Raw genomic sequence first — 17125 nt, 5'->3', positions numbered from 1 at the left:
ATTATAGCTACTTCATTTCTTCAGGCAAACATCATTTCATTTTTTTATGAAACTTTTTTGTATCATCATTAGTTATTCAAAATTTGAAGAGTGTTTTTGGAATTAATAGGTGAGGTTTTTGAGAGGGAGGGAGCACAAAAAAGCCCACTCTAGGAGTGGGCTTTTTTCACTTTTTTTCTACATATCTTGCAAGTGCTGTATAAAGAACTCTTGAAGCATTTGTTCCATCAGTTTTTGCAAGTTCTTGAATTCTCTTTGCAGTTTCTTTTCTGATCCAGATGGGTTCATATTCGGCACACGTTGGACTTGCGAAATAGCGAGGGGGAATCTCCCCTTTACTACGTTGTGTTGCGAACCAATCAGCAGCATCAGAAATAAGGTCTTGCTTCATTCCATCTTTGATTTGCGTTTCACGATTAATTTTTTCTATGATATCTTCATCAATTCGAAGTCTAAAGAATTTTAAATGATCGTTTGGCGTACCCATATGATTTCCTTTGTTGTAGTTGTTTTATTTTGTGATGTATCCTTATCACTGCCTAAAAGCAGGAATGATAGCTATACTTTTAGTTGCTATTAGCGTTTTAGTTTTGTGCATTAAAGCAACTTATTGTTCAGTCCGTTGACCCTGGCATAACAAATGATAGCGTTGTAAACAATCTCTGCATTGCTCTTTTGATCCTCGATACCTCGATTTTGGATCTGAGCAAACACGCTATTACTTACGAATACATTATAGCGATTTTTATCATCATGGGTTGATGGCACGTATCTTATTTCTGTTTCTGCATGTTTAAGAAGAAAAGCCCCAACTATTTGATTTTGTAGCTCATAAAGAGAGAGGTTTCTGGATTTAGCGAGTAGTTTCAGATTATTCGCAATAACCTTACTTAACCGTTCAAGCGTTACATGCTTCATCATTCGAACGTTGTTAGTTTGTTCATTAGCCATAGAATGATCCTCGATCCAGAAATCTGCATATTTTACTGACTATGCTATATTTAATTGGTTCAATATAGTAATATTTATGGGTTTTTGGGGAGAGATCGCATGCGCTATGGTTGGTCACTTAAGACGGCTAAATTGCTCGTTGAGGAACGTTTCGTTACTCAGCTCGACATCGTTCTTGATCCTACTACTTTCTTGCGTCCGTGGGAGATCCATTTTAAAACGCTCTGTGGCGATAATGCTCGTTTGCTAACCAATGGCTATAGCGATAAATCTAAAGTTGGGGCAAGGCGATTTGCGTCAGTCAGCGCAGCACAGCGTTATATTGAGGAACGCTTACCGGAGGCTCATTACTTGATGGGTAAATCTATCGATTAGATAAAGCACAAAATATTACGCCCCTGATTTTCATCAGGGGCGTGAAAGTTGGCGGTAGTGTTACCGCGCTATAAAACATACTCCATTTAACTTCGAATCTGCTCTGTTTGGCGACGGCACAGAATCGAGGCTTAGGGTCATTATAGCAAAAAACTTGGGTAAACCAAGTGCGGCACTACCACATTTCCAATATTTTTGGGTAAATGTTATGGTTTTGGCCGCAAAAAGCTTTACATGTGATACAAATATGTATTACGAAGAGACTCCAGGTGCATTTTTTGATGCTCTTGGCGGCTTAACACCTTCCCAATACTGCCGGTGGTTGTGGCGGCGTAACTCGAATGAGAACGGTCGCCATTTATATGTCCCTGTAGGTCAAACTAAGCGGCAACGCAAAGTTATCTCTTCTCTATCTTCTTTCTACCTTCAAACCAATACAGATGAAGATCTCTACTTTACCCCCAATACGTTTTTTGATTGGCGTAAAAAAGCGCTGCTATCAGGGCTGTGTGCAAACTATGTCGAGATAGATACTTCTATTGAACGGATGCTGACTGCCAGTGAATCTCAGCAGGTTCTTGATGAGGTATTGCAGCAGGTGGCGGCTTCAGGTACACCAACCCCTAACGCCATTGTAGAGAGTGGCTCAGGAGGTCTTCATCTATATTGGTTCTATGAAATGATAGATGCTTTTCCCGCACAGAAACTAGCATGGGAGTCTATCTCTAAGAAGCTTACTGATAGGTTTACTGGTGGTGATCTATGGCATGTAGATACAGGTGCATCCCATGACATGACCAGGTTTTTACGGTTACCAGGTTCGAAGCATTCTGCTAGCGGGAAGCGCGTTAAGATTTGGTTGTCAGAACAACAATATTCTTTCAAAAGTTTGGCATCTAAGTTGGATGTTGTTTATTCGCCAACAGTGATGGAATCAATACGGGTAAGTGCATCAGTAGTTCCCAACGAGACACCGTTACCAAGATCTACGGAGCCAGAAAACAGTACACCGGCTAGACACAGTATTGCTAATTGGTGGAGCCGTATCTATTGGCACCTATCCAGCTTTATCAGAAGTTCTAAGCGAATTAAGTCAGGTCAGCGTGATAGCGTTGCGTTTATCGCCTTTGTTGCACTACGCCGCATTACGTCAATTAATAAGGCTTGGGAGTTAATTCGAGAGCTTAACGATAAGCATATAGGACTGACTCCAAGTGAGCTAGAACAGTATTTATCGAGTGCTGTAAAAACCATATATAGGTATAAGAAGTCAACGCTTGTGAAGTATTTTGCAGGGGCCGGTATCCCTATTCCTGATTTTCTATTAGGTGAAACCAAACGCTGGAATGTGTCACTTGGTTTAACTGTCGATGAAATAAAGAAAAGGCAAATAGAGTCAGGGATCAATTCAGCCAGGAAGAGAAGTGAGCGCAATAGGATAGCAATATTTAATGCTATTCAAACATTACTCTCACGGGGAACAAGTGTTATTTCGTCATTATCTGTTGCGTCGATGGCTGGGTGTTCGAGAAGGACGGCGCAACGTGTTTTAGCGTCATTCGGTACTATTGTATATCCGCCCCCCGCAGGGGAAGTGTCGTTTAGCTGATGTGCGCTGAGGATTATTGATTATTTGATTTGAGTGTTCTTTATTATTCGACGTTATTTTTGTCGGTATGATATGTCGAGTCTTAGAAGCTAGGTTTGGATAGCGTTATCACGGATGTGACGGTTTTCATTTTACTGATTACTCTATTTTGCTGTTTGGTCATCATTCATGCTTTATTTATTGTTGTCAGTGCAGAAATATTAACTATTCCACTAGATGTATATAATTCACCTTCTGATGCAATAAGTATGACTGCTTTGACAATATCTGACACGGTTGCTTTGTCGGACAGCATTAGTTTATTTTTCAATTGCTCTATTTGTTCCAGTTCTTCTTTCTCAAAGTATATTTTCTTTATAGCGCCACCTTGTTCTTTTAGTCGATTTACATAGTTCTGATAACGTTGTTTGTTGGGGATATAGTGCTTGGTTTTGATAGCCATTTTTAACCTCTTAAAAATAACACTTTTCTGTATCATAGATATGATATAAATTTGTATCAAGGACTGATGATGTTTTTTGTTAGATGAGTACAAATTTTTGTGCATGCACAAATTTGAGTCTGATTATGAGCGTTGTTTTGTGCATGCACAAAAATTTAGCAAAGTGAAATTTTAGATGTGAGTTTTGTGCATGCACAAAATATTGAAATTTTCTGATTAACTTGCTGTATAGACAGTGTTTTATGCAAATGACTGTCAAGAGATAAGTTTGTGATTGTGGTCAATTTTTTAGAATAAATCCTACAAAACTCAGTTGCTAATATGACAGATAAGTGTAATATCTATCATGAGAACGCCATCGGAGGCGCAGGATAATCATCCATAACCGGAGATTTCATTAATGGTTCAGTCTGTTAAGAGCAAGAAAAGTCTTTCGTCTGCTAGCTTGTTACATAAGAAAATTGTAGAAGCTATTCGTACTGCTCGTCCCATCTTTGGTAACTCTAATGATAAAGGTGGGGTTGGTAAAACGACAGTCACCGCGCATGAAGCTTGGTATTTAGCTAGCCTTGGCTTAAAAGTGTTGGTAATTGATTTTGATAAACATATAACGAAAATGTTTTTCGAAAATGTTATCCCTGATTTATCTGAGTTTGCGCGGGCCAGTGATCTCTTCAGTGATGAAGGCATTACAAAGCCGATTTATGAAATGCCCAACCACCCGAATATCTGGCTATTGCCTGCTGAACATGAAATGAAAGGCATTGATTCGCGTCCAATGAGTGATGGCATCGTTGTTTATCCATACTTCCATTTGCAATCTTTACGTGATGATTTCGACGTGATTGTAATTGATACCCCGCCAGGAGAAGGTAACCGGCAACAAGCAGGTCTGCTGGCATGCACTCATGCTGTTTTAGTTACTGAGATGGGGGGGCTTTCAATAGGCGGTGTAGGTGACGCCATTTCTATAACCAATGAACTTATTGACAATATTAATGCTAATAATCCAGGTCAGAATATGACGAAGCCCTCTTATATTGTCATTCCAAACAAATTTAACTCTCGTAGAAGCCGCCATAAAGACTATCTAGCACAACTTAAACAGCTAGACGTGAATTTGACACCGTGCATTAACGACCGTGAAACCTTCGGCATATCGACAGATACAGCGATCCCTGTCTGGAAATTTGATGATGGTAATGCCCGTCTAGCAGCTAAAGAAGTTAAGAATGTCTTAAACCATATTTTCTTAGGGGTGGCACAATGAGCAAGAAACCTATTACTTTAAATATTCCAGCGCTTGAATCAATTTCGCGTTCAGCTTCCGCTAATCAAAAAAACATTGCCGGTCAGGTGTTCTACGTTGATCCTGAAGAGTGTTATGTCGTAGTAAATCCACGAAAAAAATATAATGAAGCGCTGATTGAGTCCTATGTCAAAGAGTTCTTAGATGAGCGCCAGGGACAGCGTGAGCCTTGTACCGTATATCCCAAGGATGATAAAGGTTATCGCATTCATCATGGTGCTACGCGTACCCTTGCAGGTATAAAAGCTAAAGAGGCTAAGCCTGATTGGAAGTTGAAGATAATAATAGATCCAAGTTTGCAAAATCGTAGTGATTTCGAAAATTATTGGGAACAAGGCACTAATAATGTTGCCCGAGATAATATGAATTTACTCGATGTTGCTAATTGGATAATTGAATGTAAGGCGTTGGCAAAAGCTGAAGGCAAGACCCTGACTCAAGAGTCTATAGCGAAGAGTATTGGTCAAACAGGGGCTTGGGTATCCAAAGTGCAAGCTCTTGCTGAGTTACCGGACTACCTAATTAAAGTATATCAAAATGGTGAAACGGTTGATCCCTGGACGCTCAACTCTTTATTAAAAATCCATAAAGCCAATGAAAGTTTATGCCGAGCCTTTATTGACAGTGGAGAAGTAGATCGCAGTAGTGCACAGAAAGTGTTGAAAGCAATGTCTCTAGATGTGCTGAAAGCACCTACAGACAGCACTAAAGATTCAGGACACCAAGCGGTTAATAGTCAAAGTCTAACAAATGAAGTTACTTCAAAAGAAAATGTTGCGACTAAAAACCACAATGATGAAGTGGCTTTTGATTTTGTGCATGCACAAAAAATTGAAGTGATGGGAGGAGAAACGGGTGAAGCATTCATATATTTGCAGCCTGTAGATAATCAATGGATCTCTACAGCTGAGACTACTTTTGCACATGAGTTTAATGTCGCACCTTCAACTTCATCTAACTTGAAGTTTGCGAGTAAAGAGGCCGCCGAACTTGCAGCTCTCGTGTCGTTAAAATCAGTGGCTGAGAATATCCTAACGCAACGCCGCTCTCTGACTGAAGAAGAAAGTATGGATGCTGAAATGCTTCTATCTGTGATAGATATAAAATTAAGCACCAATGGTACAGAGAATAGTGGGGCAGCAGGAAGTGGCAAAGATAAAAAGAATAAGCCAGTTAAGAAAATTGAGTTACAAGTTGCGGGACGCTGGAATGATACCGACTGTGTGATTTTGATGAAAAAAGCAGAGCAGCCAAATCATGTGGTGATCAAACTTTTATCTGATAGTTCAATTAAAGAGATAGCAGCGGAAGAGTTTACCTTAACTGGCTACTTTGAAGGCGGTCAATAAATATGACTTCATCCGCTAAGCAAGAGGATCGGGGCGACCCGATCTCTTTACAAGAACAGCATGCAGCTACATATTATGCAGCCCTGACAAATAAAGACCGTGGGATTCCAATTTCCCTGTTTGTGCAAACTTGCGCAATGAACCAAGGTTTATCAAAAGAGGAAGCTGGAACACTTCTAGGTAAATTGGCGTTCGAGTTAGGATATAGGCAATTGGATAAGCCGATTTATTCGAATACGTTGTTTAGTTGGATGAGAAATAAGACCACCCCACTTTGGGCTGCGAAAACAGCTTGGCACTATTTGGAGAGTCAAAAAGTACAACCTACCAATGATCTTGATTGGTGTTCCTGGGCGAGAACGTTCACTGATTCAGGCCGAGATATGGATCAGGTGCCTGATTATTATGATGTAAATGAAGCTAGCAAATGGCTTATTGCTGCCAATAAATATCAGCAATTTAGGGATAAAGTTAGAGAAGTAAACCAGGAGCCATCGAAAGAATATTTTGATAAGTATTCAAATCCAGAATTAGCACTAAGAGCGTACTGTTTTTTATCTGTCTATGATGACCAAGACGGGTTCAGTAACGTCAACATCGCTATATCGATAAGTGCAAAAAGCTCGGTTCCTTTGATTACCGATGTTAGTGCTGTGTTAGATGAATTGCTTAAAGATGATTTGTTAATATGTTTTGAAGGAAAATATAAAATTAAAAAGTCTACGAATTATTTTCAATTATTCCATTAATAAACTCTAATATCCATTGGTTAGCTTTTTGCCTGGCATGACCTAGCCTTTTTAAATCTGATATTTTAGGGTCATGTAAATTTAAAAAGAAAACTTTAGTATATAAGCCAGCAATACGTTCTCTATAACGTTCGTGAAGCATACTCAATTTTTCAGCAACAAATATTCTATCGTCAATATGGCACATAATGGGCATAGGGATATATTTTAATTTATCAATTTGACTCTTCTTTTCAGCTTGCGACTTAGTTCGCATAAATAGCACCTTGCAGCTTTTGTCTGATTAAGAACAAAGATATAATTAGTTAGCGTAATAATATTAAAGTTCAGCGCTTACCTTATTTAATATAGCATTAATAATTAGGGATGGGAATAAAGTGAAAGAGTGTAGTTGGAGAGAAGCCACATATTCAAAGAGTTTTTTAAGCATGGAAAGTAGACCGTATAAATTGGGTGATTTTGCAGATCAATTAATAAAGATTTTTGATCGTTCGCATCACTGTTTTTTATATTTATTAGAGTCATCATTCCAACAGACCAGGTGCCTTTCAGACGCAGACCTTACAGCCATGATGGAGTACGTTCAAACCACGATAGGGACTATGAAAATAGAGCAATGCTTGACAAATTTAGGTGATGAAAATCGCTTAAGTTTAAGTGAGTTAACCCACTTGTCTGATGCAGCCAAGGATATCTGTAAGAGTCATAGCATTTGCCTGGATATCTACGTAACCAGGCACAGATATTGTGATTTTTCGGAGACTGAAATTGAAACTATCAACCAATCAAAACTGTCATTAAAGGAGAAGTCAGGTAATTATGTATCAACATATAAATTTAGACATCTTAACTTAATTATAACTACTAACTTAACTAAAAATACAACTGAAATTGATGTCTGCGTTTCATGATAAGTCATTTCTAACTGAGGTGAAAAACACGAATGGGTTTCGCCCTCCAGTCAAACTTGATGTTTTAGCACAATATTCTTTTAACTGATTTATTGGCCTATATGCATGAGTTGCATTTACACCTGAGTTAATTGCGCAGTTATAGATTGTATCGTTGGGTTTTTTTAAAAGAGTTTCAAACAATAGCTTATGATTACTATCTAAGGATGATTTCTTATTTTTTAATGTGATTAATAATGTGCAAAAAATTTCTATAGAAAACCCAAAATATTCTAATGATAATTCTGATTCAATAACAGATATATAATTATCACTTATTACAAAATCACATGACGGTGAATATTCTTTAGCCCAGGTTAAAAATGTTTTTGCATCCTGGCTGGACTTAATACGTAATATTGATTTTTTTTTAGTTAAATCATTTATATAATACATAGCAACCTCGCAATTAATAGATTATTTAAACATATAACTCATTACCATTCAAACGGTAATGGGTTTTTTGTTTTGTTGTCAACGTTTACCACAATCGCCGCCCCGTGCTTGCTCCGCACGGGGACACTCCCGCCACATCGCCCCCTTTGGTGGGGGGCTTACTGGCTGGCTCGGCTCATGTGGAAAACGGTGACAACGGCGGCTCTGGTTTCGACTGTTAGTATTAGGTGATTTTGTGCATGCACAAAATCAGGAGGCACTCAGTGATAATAGTTGCCAACGTTTACCACAATCGCCGCCCCGTGCTTGCTCAGCGCGGGGACGCTCCCGCCACATCGCCCCCTTTGGTGGGGGGCTTACTGGCTGGCTCGGCTCATGTGGAAAACGGTGACAACGGCGGCTCTGGTTTCGACTGTTAGTATTAGGTGATTTTGTGCATGCACAAAATCAGGAGGCACTCAGTGATAATAGTTGCCAACGTTTACCACAATCGCCGCCCCGTGCTTGTTCCGCGCGGGGACGCTCCCGCCACATCGCCCCCTTTGGTGGGGGCTTACTGGCTGGCTCGGCTCATGTGGAAAACGGTGACAACGGTGGCATTGGTGGCATTGGTGGCATTGGTGGCATTGGTATCGGCTGTTGGTTTTAAAAGTGCTTTATATATGAATGATAGATTTAATAACCCAGCCATCGAAGAACTTCTTGAGCGTCATAGTGTTCTTTTTCATTTAGCTCATTAAAAAATTCAGTTGGATCTTCAATACCATGTTTTTTGAGTTCTAATAGTGCTCGTTTCTTCGTAACTAATTCACCTTCAGCAGATTCGTAGTAAGGGTCTGTAAATATTGTATTCATAATCTATTCCTATTTTTAATTAGTTGTTTAGTAGTTATTAACTAAATTTCTACAGTGATAATTCTAATAATTTGACATATGTCGTATTTTGACGCGGCAACTTTTTTTCTGGTTAAAAAACTATAACAGATATCTGTACTTTTTACTTGTTTATTACCGTATAAATGGTAATATTGATTGTAGGGCAATCGCTCATAACCGGAGGTGAAGATGAAATACATAATGAAAGTTAAAGGCCATTCCATTGAGTTTCATTCAATTTGTGAATTAATAACTCTTAAGTTTGATAAGTTAGTTGATGTATTTTATGTGATAAAAAAACTTGGTGCCTTAAATTGTTTTGATAAAAAGATTATTATTAGTGCCATCAAAAATTGTGAATGTGAACTAACTTCTGGAATAGAAGTTTTAATTAACAAAATATCCGTATGTCGAATCAATCCAATTATTGAAGTTGAAGAACTACCACAGTTATTCATATTGCATGAAAAAGCTGCACTTTTGGCAATGTTATCTGAAAGAGGGGCTTTAGCATGAGAGTTTCAATGATTTGTTTGAATAGAATGGGGTTCCCTTTGGGGAAAGTAGTCGTGAAATCTCAATCAGATAATATCGATAGTGTAATCAAGAATAACATCCATGTAATTACGTCAATGTATCCTGCCGCCGTCAAAATTAAAATTAAAGGGAATATGCACAAAATTCCCAAGAGACATAAATAGGAAACAAATAAATAATTTCAGTACCTTATGGAGAATTAACGAATGAGTAAAACTAAAAGCACTGAACTAAAGGATCTTAAAACTCAGTTTGATATTGTAAACGCTAAACTACGCCATCTAGTTATTGAGAATTCGAGCCTGATAGAAACGTCAGCCAGGGAGTTGTCAAATTCATGGTTGTTATTTCGCACTTTTTTAGGTGCTCAAATAGCCCTTCACTGCTTACAACTCAATAATATGTCTGAGGCGCAACGTTGGCTTGATGGCACTATCGAGGGTGCCATAGATGAGTCTAGTCTCGAGATTCCTGCTGATATATCGATCTCAGACTTGCAGGTTTGGTTTGATAAAAAAATGGTTGGTAATATAACTCATGCTAAAGCAGTAGATATAATTAAAGCAGAAGTCCCAGTAACAACCCAGGCGCTTTTGACCTCTAACCACCTATTCCAGCCTTGGCGTTCATTTGTCACACATGATGATATTTCCGCGCTCAAGCGCTTTACTGAGTGTTGTGACGATCCGGACTCTGGGGGTCATGACCTTGAGCCTGAACAAGTGCAGCGGCTTGTTGTTATTGGTGTTCTGCGCAAAATTAAGCGCAATTATCATGAAACGACAGATTTCGGAGATTACGTGATTTCAGCTGTTATGCGAGGGGAGTAGATGTCTATCACTCACAATGAACTCAACTTGATAGCTGTGAAGTGGCTGAAACGCCCACAAAGTAATAATGGGCCAGGTTGCCAGGTTGCGCTAACGGAGGTTGGCGGGCTTTACGGCGGAGAGCGTGCTGATGTGTTCGGCTACCGCTGGGGTTTTGACGGTGGCTCAATTGTCGTTGAATCAAAAATTAGCCGCTCTGACTTTTTAGCCGACCGTTCTAAACCGCACCGCAATGGCCAAACTGCCGGAATGGGAACGTACCGATATTACATCTGTCCAGAAGGAATAATCGATATAGCTGATTTACCTAATGCCTGGGGGCTACTGTGGGTCAATAAGCGCGGTCATGTAAAAATAAAAGCCGGTCACGTCTGCTGCCATATATTCAGCGGTTACGGTGTGGCGCGTCAGATGTCCAACTTCTGGCGACACGATGCCGATCTGCGCTTTGAACTGGATATGCTGGCTCACTCCTTGGTACGGTTTGGAGATCCAGAGGAAGCGAAAACAATGGTGAGAGGTGCAACGCGTGAAGCTTCAAGATTAGCTAACGAAGTAAATAAGCTAAACGAAGAGCTGAAGCGCACACGAACTGACCGGTTTTGGTTGGCTCGATACAAAGAAAAATACGGGGAACTGACTCATGACTAACAAGGAGAAAGTTGCACAAAAATACCGCCATTGAAAGTGCTACAATGCCCACTAATCATATTAGATATGATTAGTGGGCATCTCTTGTTACTATAGAAGCGTTATATCCGAGGTGTCGCTACTGTGTTGTAGCACCTCGATAATAAGTTGCATGATGAGGCAATGCGTTGTGAGAATATCGTCAGTTCAGCAAACAACTTTAGTAGCTTTGTATATCATTGAAAACCGTCAGAGTTTCCAAGGTGAGGCGATTAGGCCCACACCCATAATGGATTTATATTCTATGATAAACAAGACTAAATCAATGGACATATACGTAAATAATTTTCGAGTATCATGTCACACGTTGTGCAAAAACAAGTTGTTAGCGAAGTATAGAAATGAATCGTTAAACTTAGCTTTTATGCTAACTGATAGCGGTAAGGTACTTGCCAAAGAACTTCACCAAAAACTACTTTCTACTCTCTAAGATAAATTTCGACCATGACGGATACCCGATCAGGCTTTACTCACTGTTTTACCGTTTGTGAACTGACCCCAAATTGATGCAATTGGGGTCGCGTGTAAGGGAAAAATCATTCAGCCTAATCGCTGCTTAGGAGTAGAATCTAGCCTCCCGTTCAAAACGTCCAACAGCGGGTATTGAGGCGACTTTTCATTGCATATTAGAGAAATCAGTTAGGAGTTGTGCAAATGTTTTTGCTGTGCGCGTTGGGTCATTAGTCCATGCTAATGTAATATTTCTTTCTTTAATAGATTCGATGAAATCTGATATATCATTATCACAGCCGTTAATGTATAGGTATAGTTTCCTCAGAGTTTTATCTTTAGGTCTACTTTTTTCTGGAAGCTTCTTCAGACCTATAAGGATGGTTCTATCTGCCTCGTCGATGATGTTTCTCATATCATCTTTTATATATTCCCATGTGTTCCTTAATGTTTCACCCTTCGTTGTTGGGGACAAGAATTGAGGGATGCTTTCATTTAGTTCATTGAGAAATTCATTGAAGTTAAAGGGATTTCCTCTGCCTTGTAATCGTAATTCTTTTCTAATTAAATCCTCTTCCTTTGCAGAAATATAAGCCTCGAAATTTCCACCTAGATGATAGCCATACAGCTTAATTTGGTGAAGGGTCTCTATGTTTCGAAAGTAAATAAATAGCCTGTCGTTTTTATCAGTATCTTCTTTGGATAAAAACATCATAAAGACAAAGCAACCAGCACCTATCCTAATTTCGAATGCAATAGTTGGGTCTTTTCTTTCCCATGCATCGACATATATTTTTTGTAATTTGCTGAAATTAAATTTTATTGATGCCATGTAAATATCCTTATTATAAACTTAATTTATTTCAATCGTTTCATGCATCAATATATAGCTTAAAACGTCAGGGCGCTATGTTGTGTTGTCGTATTGAGTCTGGTTGTTACAGCTATTGCGCATGAGACGGGGCCACCTTCGGCTCATGGCCCCAGCAGGGGCCAATCGTCAGCTCCACTCAGCTAAGCGGGTTCCCCGCCAAGCTTCGCAGAACCCCGCGAGCGGGTTTCTGGCCTTCGGCTAGGGTCTGATGGCTATAAACCGCCACGCGGCACTTGCTGGCTACGCCAGCGCCGCAAATGACGTCATCGACCCCGCTGCGCGGAGACGTTGCCGAGGTTGTCCCATTTCGTTTGCACGTTCAGTGAAATTTGTTGCCCCGAATCTCACCGCCCCGCTGTTGTACCCCAACCAGGACGCCCAACAATAGTTCGCTTACGCCGCCAGCGTCACCCGTTCGCACTCACTGCGTTCGCTTGCGCTGCGGCTTTCTTGTCGCTATTGCAGTTCGTCTTAACTGGTCGGTGTACTACGCGTTTTCGGCGGCGAGACACGGGGAAACAATCATCAATCACTAGAGGGGCAAACCAAATGGAACAACAGACAAATTCAAAAGCGGCAGCAAACGCCAGGGAAATAATTTTATAAACCAGAAGTGAAAAAAGATGGTGCCTGACACGGTTGCAACGTGTCAGGCAAATATCACATACAGTTGAATAGGAGTTGTATATGACATCTGAACGTATTGAATCATTAGTTTCTCTGATTGTAAATAGTATTAATGGTGACGTTAAAGAGTCTTTTAAACTGCCACCAATAAGCGGAAAAGAATTTAGTTTAGTTATGGATAAAGTGAGACAAGCCAATAAATCATTCACCAATGAAAACAAAATAAAAACTCATGGGTAGACTATAAATATGGTTAATAAAAAAATCATTGCTGATACTTATGTACATAACAATGGTGACATATATCACCGTTACCCTAATACCTCACTTTTATTCACTATTGTTGATAATTTTATTTATTGTTACGACGAGGAAAAACCAAAGATAAATATTCTACAATCAGTAGTTGATATGGGGCGAATGCTTATATCTTACGGGATTTCATTACAAGATTTTAAGCAGGACTTTGGAAATAAAAATCTTTTTTTAGCTGATTGGTTTCTTACAATGGACACATCAGTTGACCTATTAACTGAATAATAATAATCACTAAAACAAATAAAGGTCGCTTAACCGATCTTTATTTATTACCTTTTAAATGACAATATTGATATATAGGGTGATAACCCACAACCGGAGATAAAATGACAACTATTATTAATAGTAAAATTGGCGAGAATAAGGGTAATTTAAGAATCTGGCTTGAGGGCGGTAAATTATCACGTAACGGCTTTCAACCTAATGACTCATACAGTATTATCACAAATGAAGATTCTATCATTATCACTAAGTGCAATGATGGTGAATACAGTGTTAGTCGCAGAATGAAAGGAGAAAGGGCTGATCCTGTCATTGAAGTTACAAGCGTTCGTTGTAAGTCTATGATTGATTTTTTCGAGCAAGATCAATTAATTCGTGTTGTTGTGACGTCACAAAAAATTGTTATTACAAGCCATCACTTACGTAATCGGATCAAACAGCGTGAAGAAACCTTTTTAAATAAAATTAACGCTAGCGAAACAATGAATGTATGTGAGTTATTCTATGGTTACGGTGTTCTAGCGAGATCTGCACATGATGGATTTAAATCAAATGGCATTAAGCTGAAAAATTCAGTTATCGTAGAGAGAGAAAGAAAATACATTGATGCATCAATAGAAATGAATCCTGATATGTTCGATGCAGAAAGTATTATTATTGAGTCTGCAATCCAAGATGTTGACATTAAAAATAAAATGAAAGTAGACCTCTTATTTGCTGGTATTCCATGCACAGGTGCAAGCAAATCAGGAAGAACAAAAAACAAGCTAGCTTCAGCTGAAGAACATCCCGATGCTGGCAGCATGTTTTTTTATTTTCTCAAGTTTCTAGAGTCAAGTAACCCAGCGGCTTTTGTCATTGAAAATGTATGTGAGTATCTTAATACTGAGAGTATGGCTGTAATTCGCAGTGTAGCAAACCATTTAGGGTATGCCTTGCATGAAGTTATTATAGATAGCCGTGATTACGGTTCAATTGAAGAAAGAAAGCGTATGTTAGTTATTGGTGTGTCAGTGGGGCTAACTAATGTTGTTTCTTATTTCGATGATGAGATAGCGTTTTATAAAAAAGAGTGCATTCAAACATTAAATGATATTTTTGAACCTATTGCAGATGACCATACCGCATGGAAAGAATATTCATATCTTGCGGATAAAGAAATTCGTGATCTAAAGGCTGGTAAGGGATTCAAGCGCCAGCTTTTGACCGGTGATAATAATAAGTGCGGTACTATCGGGCGCGGGTATCATAAAGGGCGCTCAACTGAGCCTTTCATTAAGCATCCTACTAATCCTCACTTATCGCGTCTGTTAACGCCTGTTGAACACGCCAGAGTAAAAGATTTCCCTGAAAAATACCTAAATCCGCGCTTATCTAATACCTTAACACATGAGGTTTTAGGGCAAGGAGTTGTATATTCTGCCTTTTATGCAGCATTTGCAGCGTTAGCTAAAAGTATGATCAAGGCCCTCAAGGGGCAGCCACACCTTCTAAAAGTCGCTTAGTTTGTGCATGCACAAAATTTTGGAGGGGGTTTACCCCTTCAAATTAAGTTCAGTAAAATAAAAACGTTAGCGCTAACGTATATTAAAATCATACATTTGATTATTACCTTATATGTGGTAATATATATCTAGGGTATTCACCCATAACCGGAGATATACAAATGACTACAAAATCAATCACTGTGGGCAAAAATAAAATAAATGTAGATGATGTGTTCTATTCAGTTTGGGGATATGAACAAACAAACGTAAATTATTATCAGGTTACCGAAGTAAAGGGAAAGTCTACCGTTGTTCTTTGTGAAATACGCTCAGAAATTATTTCACATGGTTCTAATTTTTCTGGCGAAAAGCAGTTTATATTAAATGATTTTAAAGGTGATAAATTTACTCGGCGAGTGAAAGACAATGGCGATGGGGTATTAGTCAGAATCTGTGATTCTGAAAATGCGCATCTTAAATATGATAATAAACCAGTTTCATATTCTTCTTATGGTTAATTTTTAAGTTAGGCGTAATGTAACTAAAGTTTAAATTAAAGCTGTAATATTACCATTTACATGGTAATATTACAGCTAGTAGGGTAATCGCCCATAACCGGAGTAATAATAATGAAAGAATTACAGATTGAATCATTAACTCGTGCAGTCAGCAACCAAAGCACAGCTAATTATAAAGCCATCATAGATGGTTTTTTAGAACGGGGAATAGAGGTTGAAGAAATAAAACCTCGTGAGAATGTATTTACATTTAACGCATGGAAAGCGTTGGGCCGTGTAGTTAAAAAAGGTGAGCGTGGAATAGCTATTTGTACTGTTATTCATTGCAAAAAAATAGACCCAGAAACAGGAGAGGAAAAAGACGTTAGCAAACCTCAAAAAACACGGGTATTCCATATTTCTCAGACTCAACTTTTATCTGATCCTCAGAGCCAGCCAGAAGCTCAGCCAGAAGCCCACATGTTTAAGGGGATAGATTTTCCTTTACCTGAAAATATCAGTGGAAAATTTTCATTTCTGACTTCAGTTTCCTATTTTGATTCATATATTTACGCGGAGTTATTAACAGGGCATCGGGTGCAGATTGGTAAAGTGCTGAATAAAGAACACGCACAAAAATTAGTCGATGATTTAAATCATCACTATGCCTATATCAGCGATGAAATTGCAGCGCAGAAAGCAGCTCGCTTAGATAATTTGCCTAACAGTTATGAACAGCGATTAGAGGAAAAGCGCGACCGCCTAGAGAGTCGGGCGCTTAAAAGTCGCCGATTGAGTAATGAAGCATATGAGCAAAGTCACCGGTTAACGGAAATGATCCCTTTTGGACAGCCTATTTTAGTAGGACATCATTCAGAACGTCGCCACCGTGCCGCGTTAGATAAGAGTTGGAATAAAATGGGGCAGTCTGTAGCCCTTAGTGAAAAAGCTGAATATTACGATCGTCGGGCGGCGGCGGTCGGTTCTGCTGGTATATCAAGTGATGATCCTAGCGCGATTGAGAAGTTAGAGGAAAAATTAGCCAAACAGAAAAAGGCACATAGCCAAATGATTGCGGCTAATAAGGTAATTCGTTCAAAATCAGATGATGAAAGTAAGCGGTTGAGTTTGTTTGAAATTGGGTTTAGCGAAGCATCTATTAATGCATCATTAAAGCCAGATTGCATGGGGGTTATAGGTTTTGCATCCTATCAACTGACAAACAGTAATCAAAGAATTAAAGCAACAGAAAAACGCTTAAATGAGCTGAAAAAAGTTAGAACAATAGATGTGCCGGCCATGCAAGAATTCAATGGTTTTGCTGTCACCTATGATATGGATGAAAACAGAATTCTAATCAAATTTGATGCTAAACCGTCTGCGGAAATCTGCAAGCTGATGAGGCGTTACTCATTTAATTTTAGCCCTACACGTAATAATTCATGGGTAAGAAAAATCACCGGCAACGCACTGGCTTCTACTAAGTATCTGATAGCCGAATTACAAAAAACCTTCTAAATGTAGGAGGGGGCAACCCCTCCAATTTTGTGCATGCACAAAAAGTAGCAACATTGATTACTTAGGTTG

Annotated in this window: 22 protein-coding genes; 15 read left to right on the top strand and 7 right to left on the bottom strand. The window is 39.1% G+C overall.

All coding sequences use genetic code 11. The annotated features are described in order from the left end of the window. Positions 1–166: 166 nt before the first annotated feature. Positions 167–487, bottom strand: a complete 321-nt coding sequence (locus tag HRK25_RS19970) for a hypothetical protein (RefSeq protein ID WP_012291420.1) — start codon at positions 485–487, stop codon at positions 167–169. Positions 488–597: 110 nt separating this feature from the next. Continuing rightward, the gene (locus HRK25_RS19965; RefSeq protein ID WP_032898791.1) at positions 598–951 is read right to left on the bottom strand and encodes a hypothetical protein; all 354 of its coding nucleotides are present in this window, start codon (positions 949–951) and stop codon (positions 598–600) included. A gap of 99 nt (positions 952–1050) precedes the next feature. Here HRK25_RS19965 and HRK25_RS19960 point away from each other — a divergent pair, with 99 nt between their 5' ends. Both HRK25_RS19960 and HRK25_RS19955 read left to right on the top strand, forming a co-directional pair. Next, positions 1051–1326: a hypothetical protein gene (locus HRK25_RS19960; protein ID WP_012291424.1), complete on the top strand. Its 276-nt coding sequence runs from the start codon at positions 1051–1053 to the stop codon at positions 1324–1326. 154 nt (positions 1327–1480) lie between these two features. Then, a complete protein-coding gene (locus HRK25_RS19955) occupies positions 1481–2935 on the top strand; it encodes a hypothetical protein (protein ID WP_152411981.1) in 1455 nt (484 codons plus the stop codon). A gap of 166 nt (positions 2936–3101) precedes the next feature. Here HRK25_RS19955 and HRK25_RS19950 read toward each other — a convergent pair whose 3' ends face one another. Then, the gene (locus HRK25_RS19950) at positions 3102–3377 is read right to left on the bottom strand and encodes a hypothetical protein (RefSeq protein ID WP_005278699.1); all 276 of its coding nucleotides are present in this window, start codon (positions 3375–3377) and stop codon (positions 3102–3104) included. Between the two features lie 400 nt (positions 3378–3777). Between HRK25_RS19950 and HRK25_RS19945 the strand changes: the two genes are divergently transcribed. Genes HRK25_RS19945 through HRK25_RS19935 form a run of 3 tightly spaced genes read left to right on the top strand, consistent with a single transcriptional unit; the run spans position 3778 to position 6784 of the window. Further along, positions 3778–4647 (top strand): ParA family protein, encoded by an 870-nt coding sequence (locus HRK25_RS19945; protein ID WP_032898789.1) that lies wholly within the window; start codon positions 3778–3780, stop codon positions 4645–4647. Continuing rightward, a complete protein-coding gene (locus HRK25_RS19940; RefSeq protein WP_032898788.1) occupies positions 4644–6035 on the top strand; it encodes a ParB/RepB/Spo0J family partition protein in 1392 nt (463 codons plus the stop codon). The genes HRK25_RS19945 and HRK25_RS19940 overlap by 4 nt, the downstream gene beginning before the upstream one ends. Positions 6036–6037: 2 nt before the next feature. Continuing rightward, positions 6038–6784: a hypothetical protein gene (locus tag HRK25_RS19935; protein WP_005278692.1), complete on the top strand. Its 747-nt coding sequence runs from the start codon at positions 6038–6040 to the stop codon at positions 6782–6784. Here HRK25_RS19935 and HRK25_RS19930 read toward each other — a convergent pair. Next, positions 6756–7040 (bottom strand): hypothetical protein, encoded by a 285-nt coding sequence (locus HRK25_RS19930; RefSeq protein ID WP_032898786.1) that lies wholly within the window; start codon positions 7038–7040, stop codon positions 6756–6758. The two genes, HRK25_RS19935 and HRK25_RS19930, sit on opposite strands and share 29 nt — an antisense overlap. A 172-nt stretch (positions 7041–7212) precedes the next feature. On the opposite strand from HRK25_RS19930, the gene HRK25_RS19925 reads away from it, so the two are divergent. Next, complete coding sequence (locus HRK25_RS19925; RefSeq protein ID WP_032898784.1) at positions 7213–7695, top strand: hypothetical protein; 483 nt, start codon at positions 7213–7215, stop codon at positions 7693–7695. Here HRK25_RS19925 and HRK25_RS19920 read toward each other — a convergent pair. Then, positions 7690–8130, bottom strand: a complete 441-nt coding sequence (locus HRK25_RS19920) for a hypothetical protein (RefSeq protein ID WP_005278689.1) — start codon at positions 8128–8130, stop codon at positions 7690–7692. The genes HRK25_RS19925 and HRK25_RS19920 overlap by 6 nt on opposite strands. A gap of 433 nt (positions 8131–8563) precedes the next feature. Here HRK25_RS19920 and HRK25_RS19915 point away from each other — a divergent pair, with 433 nt between their 5' ends. Continuing rightward, positions 8564–8779, top strand: coding sequence for a hypothetical protein (locus HRK25_RS19915; RefSeq protein WP_173361794.1), 216 nt, complete (start codon positions 8564–8566; stop codon positions 8777–8779). Between the two features lie 26 nt (positions 8780–8805). Here HRK25_RS19915 and HRK25_RS19910 read toward each other — a convergent pair whose 3' ends face one another. After that, positions 8806–8985 carry a hypothetical protein gene (locus HRK25_RS19910; protein WP_032899189.1) on the bottom strand — a complete coding sequence of 60 codons (180 nt, stop codon included), beginning with the start codon at positions 8983–8985 and terminating at the stop codon, positions 8806–8808. A gap of 210 nt (positions 8986–9195) precedes the next feature. Between HRK25_RS19910 and HRK25_RS19905 the strand changes: the two genes are divergently transcribed. From HRK25_RS19905 to HRK25_RS19895, 3 genes are all read left to right on the top strand, one after another. After that, positions 9196–9522, top strand: a complete 327-nt coding sequence (locus HRK25_RS19905) for a hypothetical protein (protein WP_032899188.1) — start codon at positions 9196–9198, stop codon at positions 9520–9522. Between the two features lie 227 nt (positions 9523–9749). Then, entirely contained in the window at positions 9750–10373 is a 624-nt protein-coding gene (locus HRK25_RS19900; protein WP_173361793.1) for a hypothetical protein, read from the top strand. Then, complete coding sequence (locus HRK25_RS19895) at positions 10374–11024, top strand: hypothetical protein (RefSeq protein WP_050413718.1); 651 nt, start codon at positions 10374–10376, stop codon at positions 11022–11024. It begins immediately after the preceding gene. Positions 11025–11679: 655 nt separating this feature from the next. On the opposite strand, the gene HRK25_RS19890 is transcribed toward HRK25_RS19895, so the two are convergent. Then, the gene (locus tag HRK25_RS19890) at positions 11680–12345 is read right to left on the bottom strand and encodes a hypothetical protein (RefSeq protein ID WP_005279890.1); all 666 of its coding nucleotides are present in this window, start codon (positions 12343–12345) and stop codon (positions 11680–11682) included. A gap of 729 nt (positions 12346–13074) precedes the next feature. On the opposite strand from HRK25_RS19890, the gene HRK25_RS19885 reads away from it, so the two are divergent. The 5 genes from HRK25_RS19885 (at position 13075) to HRK25_RS19865 (ending at position 17056) form a co-directional block, all read left to right on the top strand. Then, positions 13075–13254, top strand: a complete 180-nt coding sequence (locus tag HRK25_RS19885; RefSeq protein ID WP_005279772.1) for a hypothetical protein — start codon at positions 13075–13077, stop codon at positions 13252–13254. Between the two features lie 9 nt (positions 13255–13263). Beyond that, entirely contained in the window at positions 13264–13554 is a 291-nt protein-coding gene (locus HRK25_RS19880) for a hypothetical protein (RefSeq protein WP_005279769.1), read from the top strand. A 104-nt stretch (positions 13555–13658) separates the two neighbouring features. Further along, positions 13659–15059 carry a DNA cytosine methyltransferase gene (locus tag HRK25_RS19875; RefSeq protein ID WP_005279767.1) on the top strand — a complete coding sequence of 467 codons (1401 nt, stop codon included), beginning with the start codon at positions 13659–13661 and terminating at the stop codon, positions 15057–15059. Between the two features lie 161 nt (positions 15060–15220). After that, positions 15221–15559, top strand: a complete 339-nt coding sequence (locus HRK25_RS19870; RefSeq protein ID WP_050413717.1) for a hypothetical protein — start codon at positions 15221–15223, stop codon at positions 15557–15559. Between the two features lie 111 nt (positions 15560–15670). Continuing rightward, entirely contained in the window at positions 15671–17056 is a 1386-nt protein-coding gene (locus HRK25_RS19865; protein ID WP_005279762.1) for a DUF3560 domain-containing protein, read from the top strand. The last annotated feature ends 69 nt before the right edge of the window (positions 17057–17125 follow it).

This window comes from Yersinia bercovieri ATCC 43970, from assembly GCF_013282745.1.
Taxonomy (GTDB): domain Bacteria; phylum Pseudomonadota; class Gammaproteobacteria; order Enterobacterales; family Enterobacteriaceae; genus Yersinia; species Yersinia bercovieri.
The sequence above is the reverse complement of the archived record's forward strand: the minus strand, read 5'-3'. Positions and strand labels throughout refer to the sequence as shown.

What these genes read in the sequence shown, in the direction of transcription:
- HRK25_RS19970 (WP_012291420.1), bottom strand. Translation starts at nt 487, where the DNA reads ATGGGTACGCCAAACGATCATTTAAAATTCTTTAGACTTCGAATTGAT.
- HRK25_RS19965 (WP_032898791.1), bottom strand. Translation starts at nt 951, where the DNA reads ATGGCTAATGAACAAACTAACAACGTTCGAATGATGAAGCATGTAACG.
- HRK25_RS19960 (WP_012291424.1), top strand. Translation starts at nt 1,051, where the DNA reads ATGCGCTATGGTTGGTCACTTAAGACGGCTAAATTGCTCGTTGAGGAA.
- HRK25_RS19950 (WP_005278699.1), bottom strand. Translation starts at nt 3,377, where the DNA reads ATGGCTATCAAAACCAAGCACTATATCCCCAACAAACAACGTTATCAG.
- HRK25_RS19945 (WP_032898789.1), top strand. Translation starts at nt 3,778, where the DNA reads ATGGTTCAGTCTGTTAAGAGCAAGAAAAGTCTTTCGTCTGCTAGCTTG.
- HRK25_RS19940 (WP_032898788.1), top strand. Translation starts at nt 4,644, where the DNA reads ATGAGCAAGAAACCTATTACTTTAAATATTCCAGCGCTTGAATCAATT.
- HRK25_RS19935 (WP_005278692.1), top strand. Translation starts at nt 6,038, where the DNA reads ATGACTTCATCCGCTAAGCAAGAGGATCGGGGCGACCCGATCTCTTTA.
- HRK25_RS19930 (WP_032898786.1), bottom strand. Translation starts at nt 7,040, where the DNA reads ATGCGAACTAAGTCGCAAGCTGAAAAGAAGAGTCAAATTGATAAATTA.
- HRK25_RS19925 (WP_032898784.1), top strand. Translation starts at nt 7,213, where the DNA reads ATGGAAAGTAGACCGTATAAATTGGGTGATTTTGCAGATCAATTAATA.
- HRK25_RS19920 (WP_005278689.1), bottom strand. Translation starts at nt 8,130, where the DNA reads ATGTATTATATAAATGATTTAACTAAAAAAAAATCAATATTACGTATT.
- HRK25_RS19910 (WP_032899189.1), bottom strand. Translation starts at nt 8,985, where the DNA reads ATGAATACAATATTTACAGACCCTTACTACGAATCTGCTGAAGGTGAA.
- HRK25_RS19905 (WP_032899188.1), top strand. Translation starts at nt 9,196, where the DNA reads ATGAAATACATAATGAAAGTTAAAGGCCATTCCATTGAGTTTCATTCA.
- HRK25_RS19900 (WP_173361793.1), top strand. Translation starts at nt 9,750, where the DNA reads ATGAGTAAAACTAAAAGCACTGAACTAAAGGATCTTAAAACTCAGTTT.
- HRK25_RS19895 (WP_050413718.1), top strand. Translation starts at nt 10,374, where the DNA reads ATGTCTATCACTCACAATGAACTCAACTTGATAGCTGTGAAGTGGCTG.
- HRK25_RS19890 (WP_005279890.1), bottom strand. Translation starts at nt 12,345, where the DNA reads ATGGCATCAATAAAATTTAATTTCAGCAAATTACAAAAAATATATGTC.
- HRK25_RS19885 (WP_005279772.1), top strand. Translation starts at nt 13,075, where the DNA reads ATGACATCTGAACGTATTGAATCATTAGTTTCTCTGATTGTAAATAGT.
- HRK25_RS19880 (WP_005279769.1), top strand. Translation starts at nt 13,264, where the DNA reads ATGGTTAATAAAAAAATCATTGCTGATACTTATGTACATAACAATGGT.
- HRK25_RS19875 (WP_005279767.1), top strand. Translation starts at nt 13,659, where the DNA reads ATGACAACTATTATTAATAGTAAAATTGGCGAGAATAAGGGTAATTTA.
- HRK25_RS19870 (WP_050413717.1), top strand. Translation starts at nt 15,221, where the DNA reads ATGACTACAAAATCAATCACTGTGGGCAAAAATAAAATAAATGTAGAT.
- HRK25_RS19865 (WP_005279762.1), top strand. Translation starts at nt 15,671, where the DNA reads ATGAAAGAATTACAGATTGAATCATTAACTCGTGCAGTCAGCAACCAA.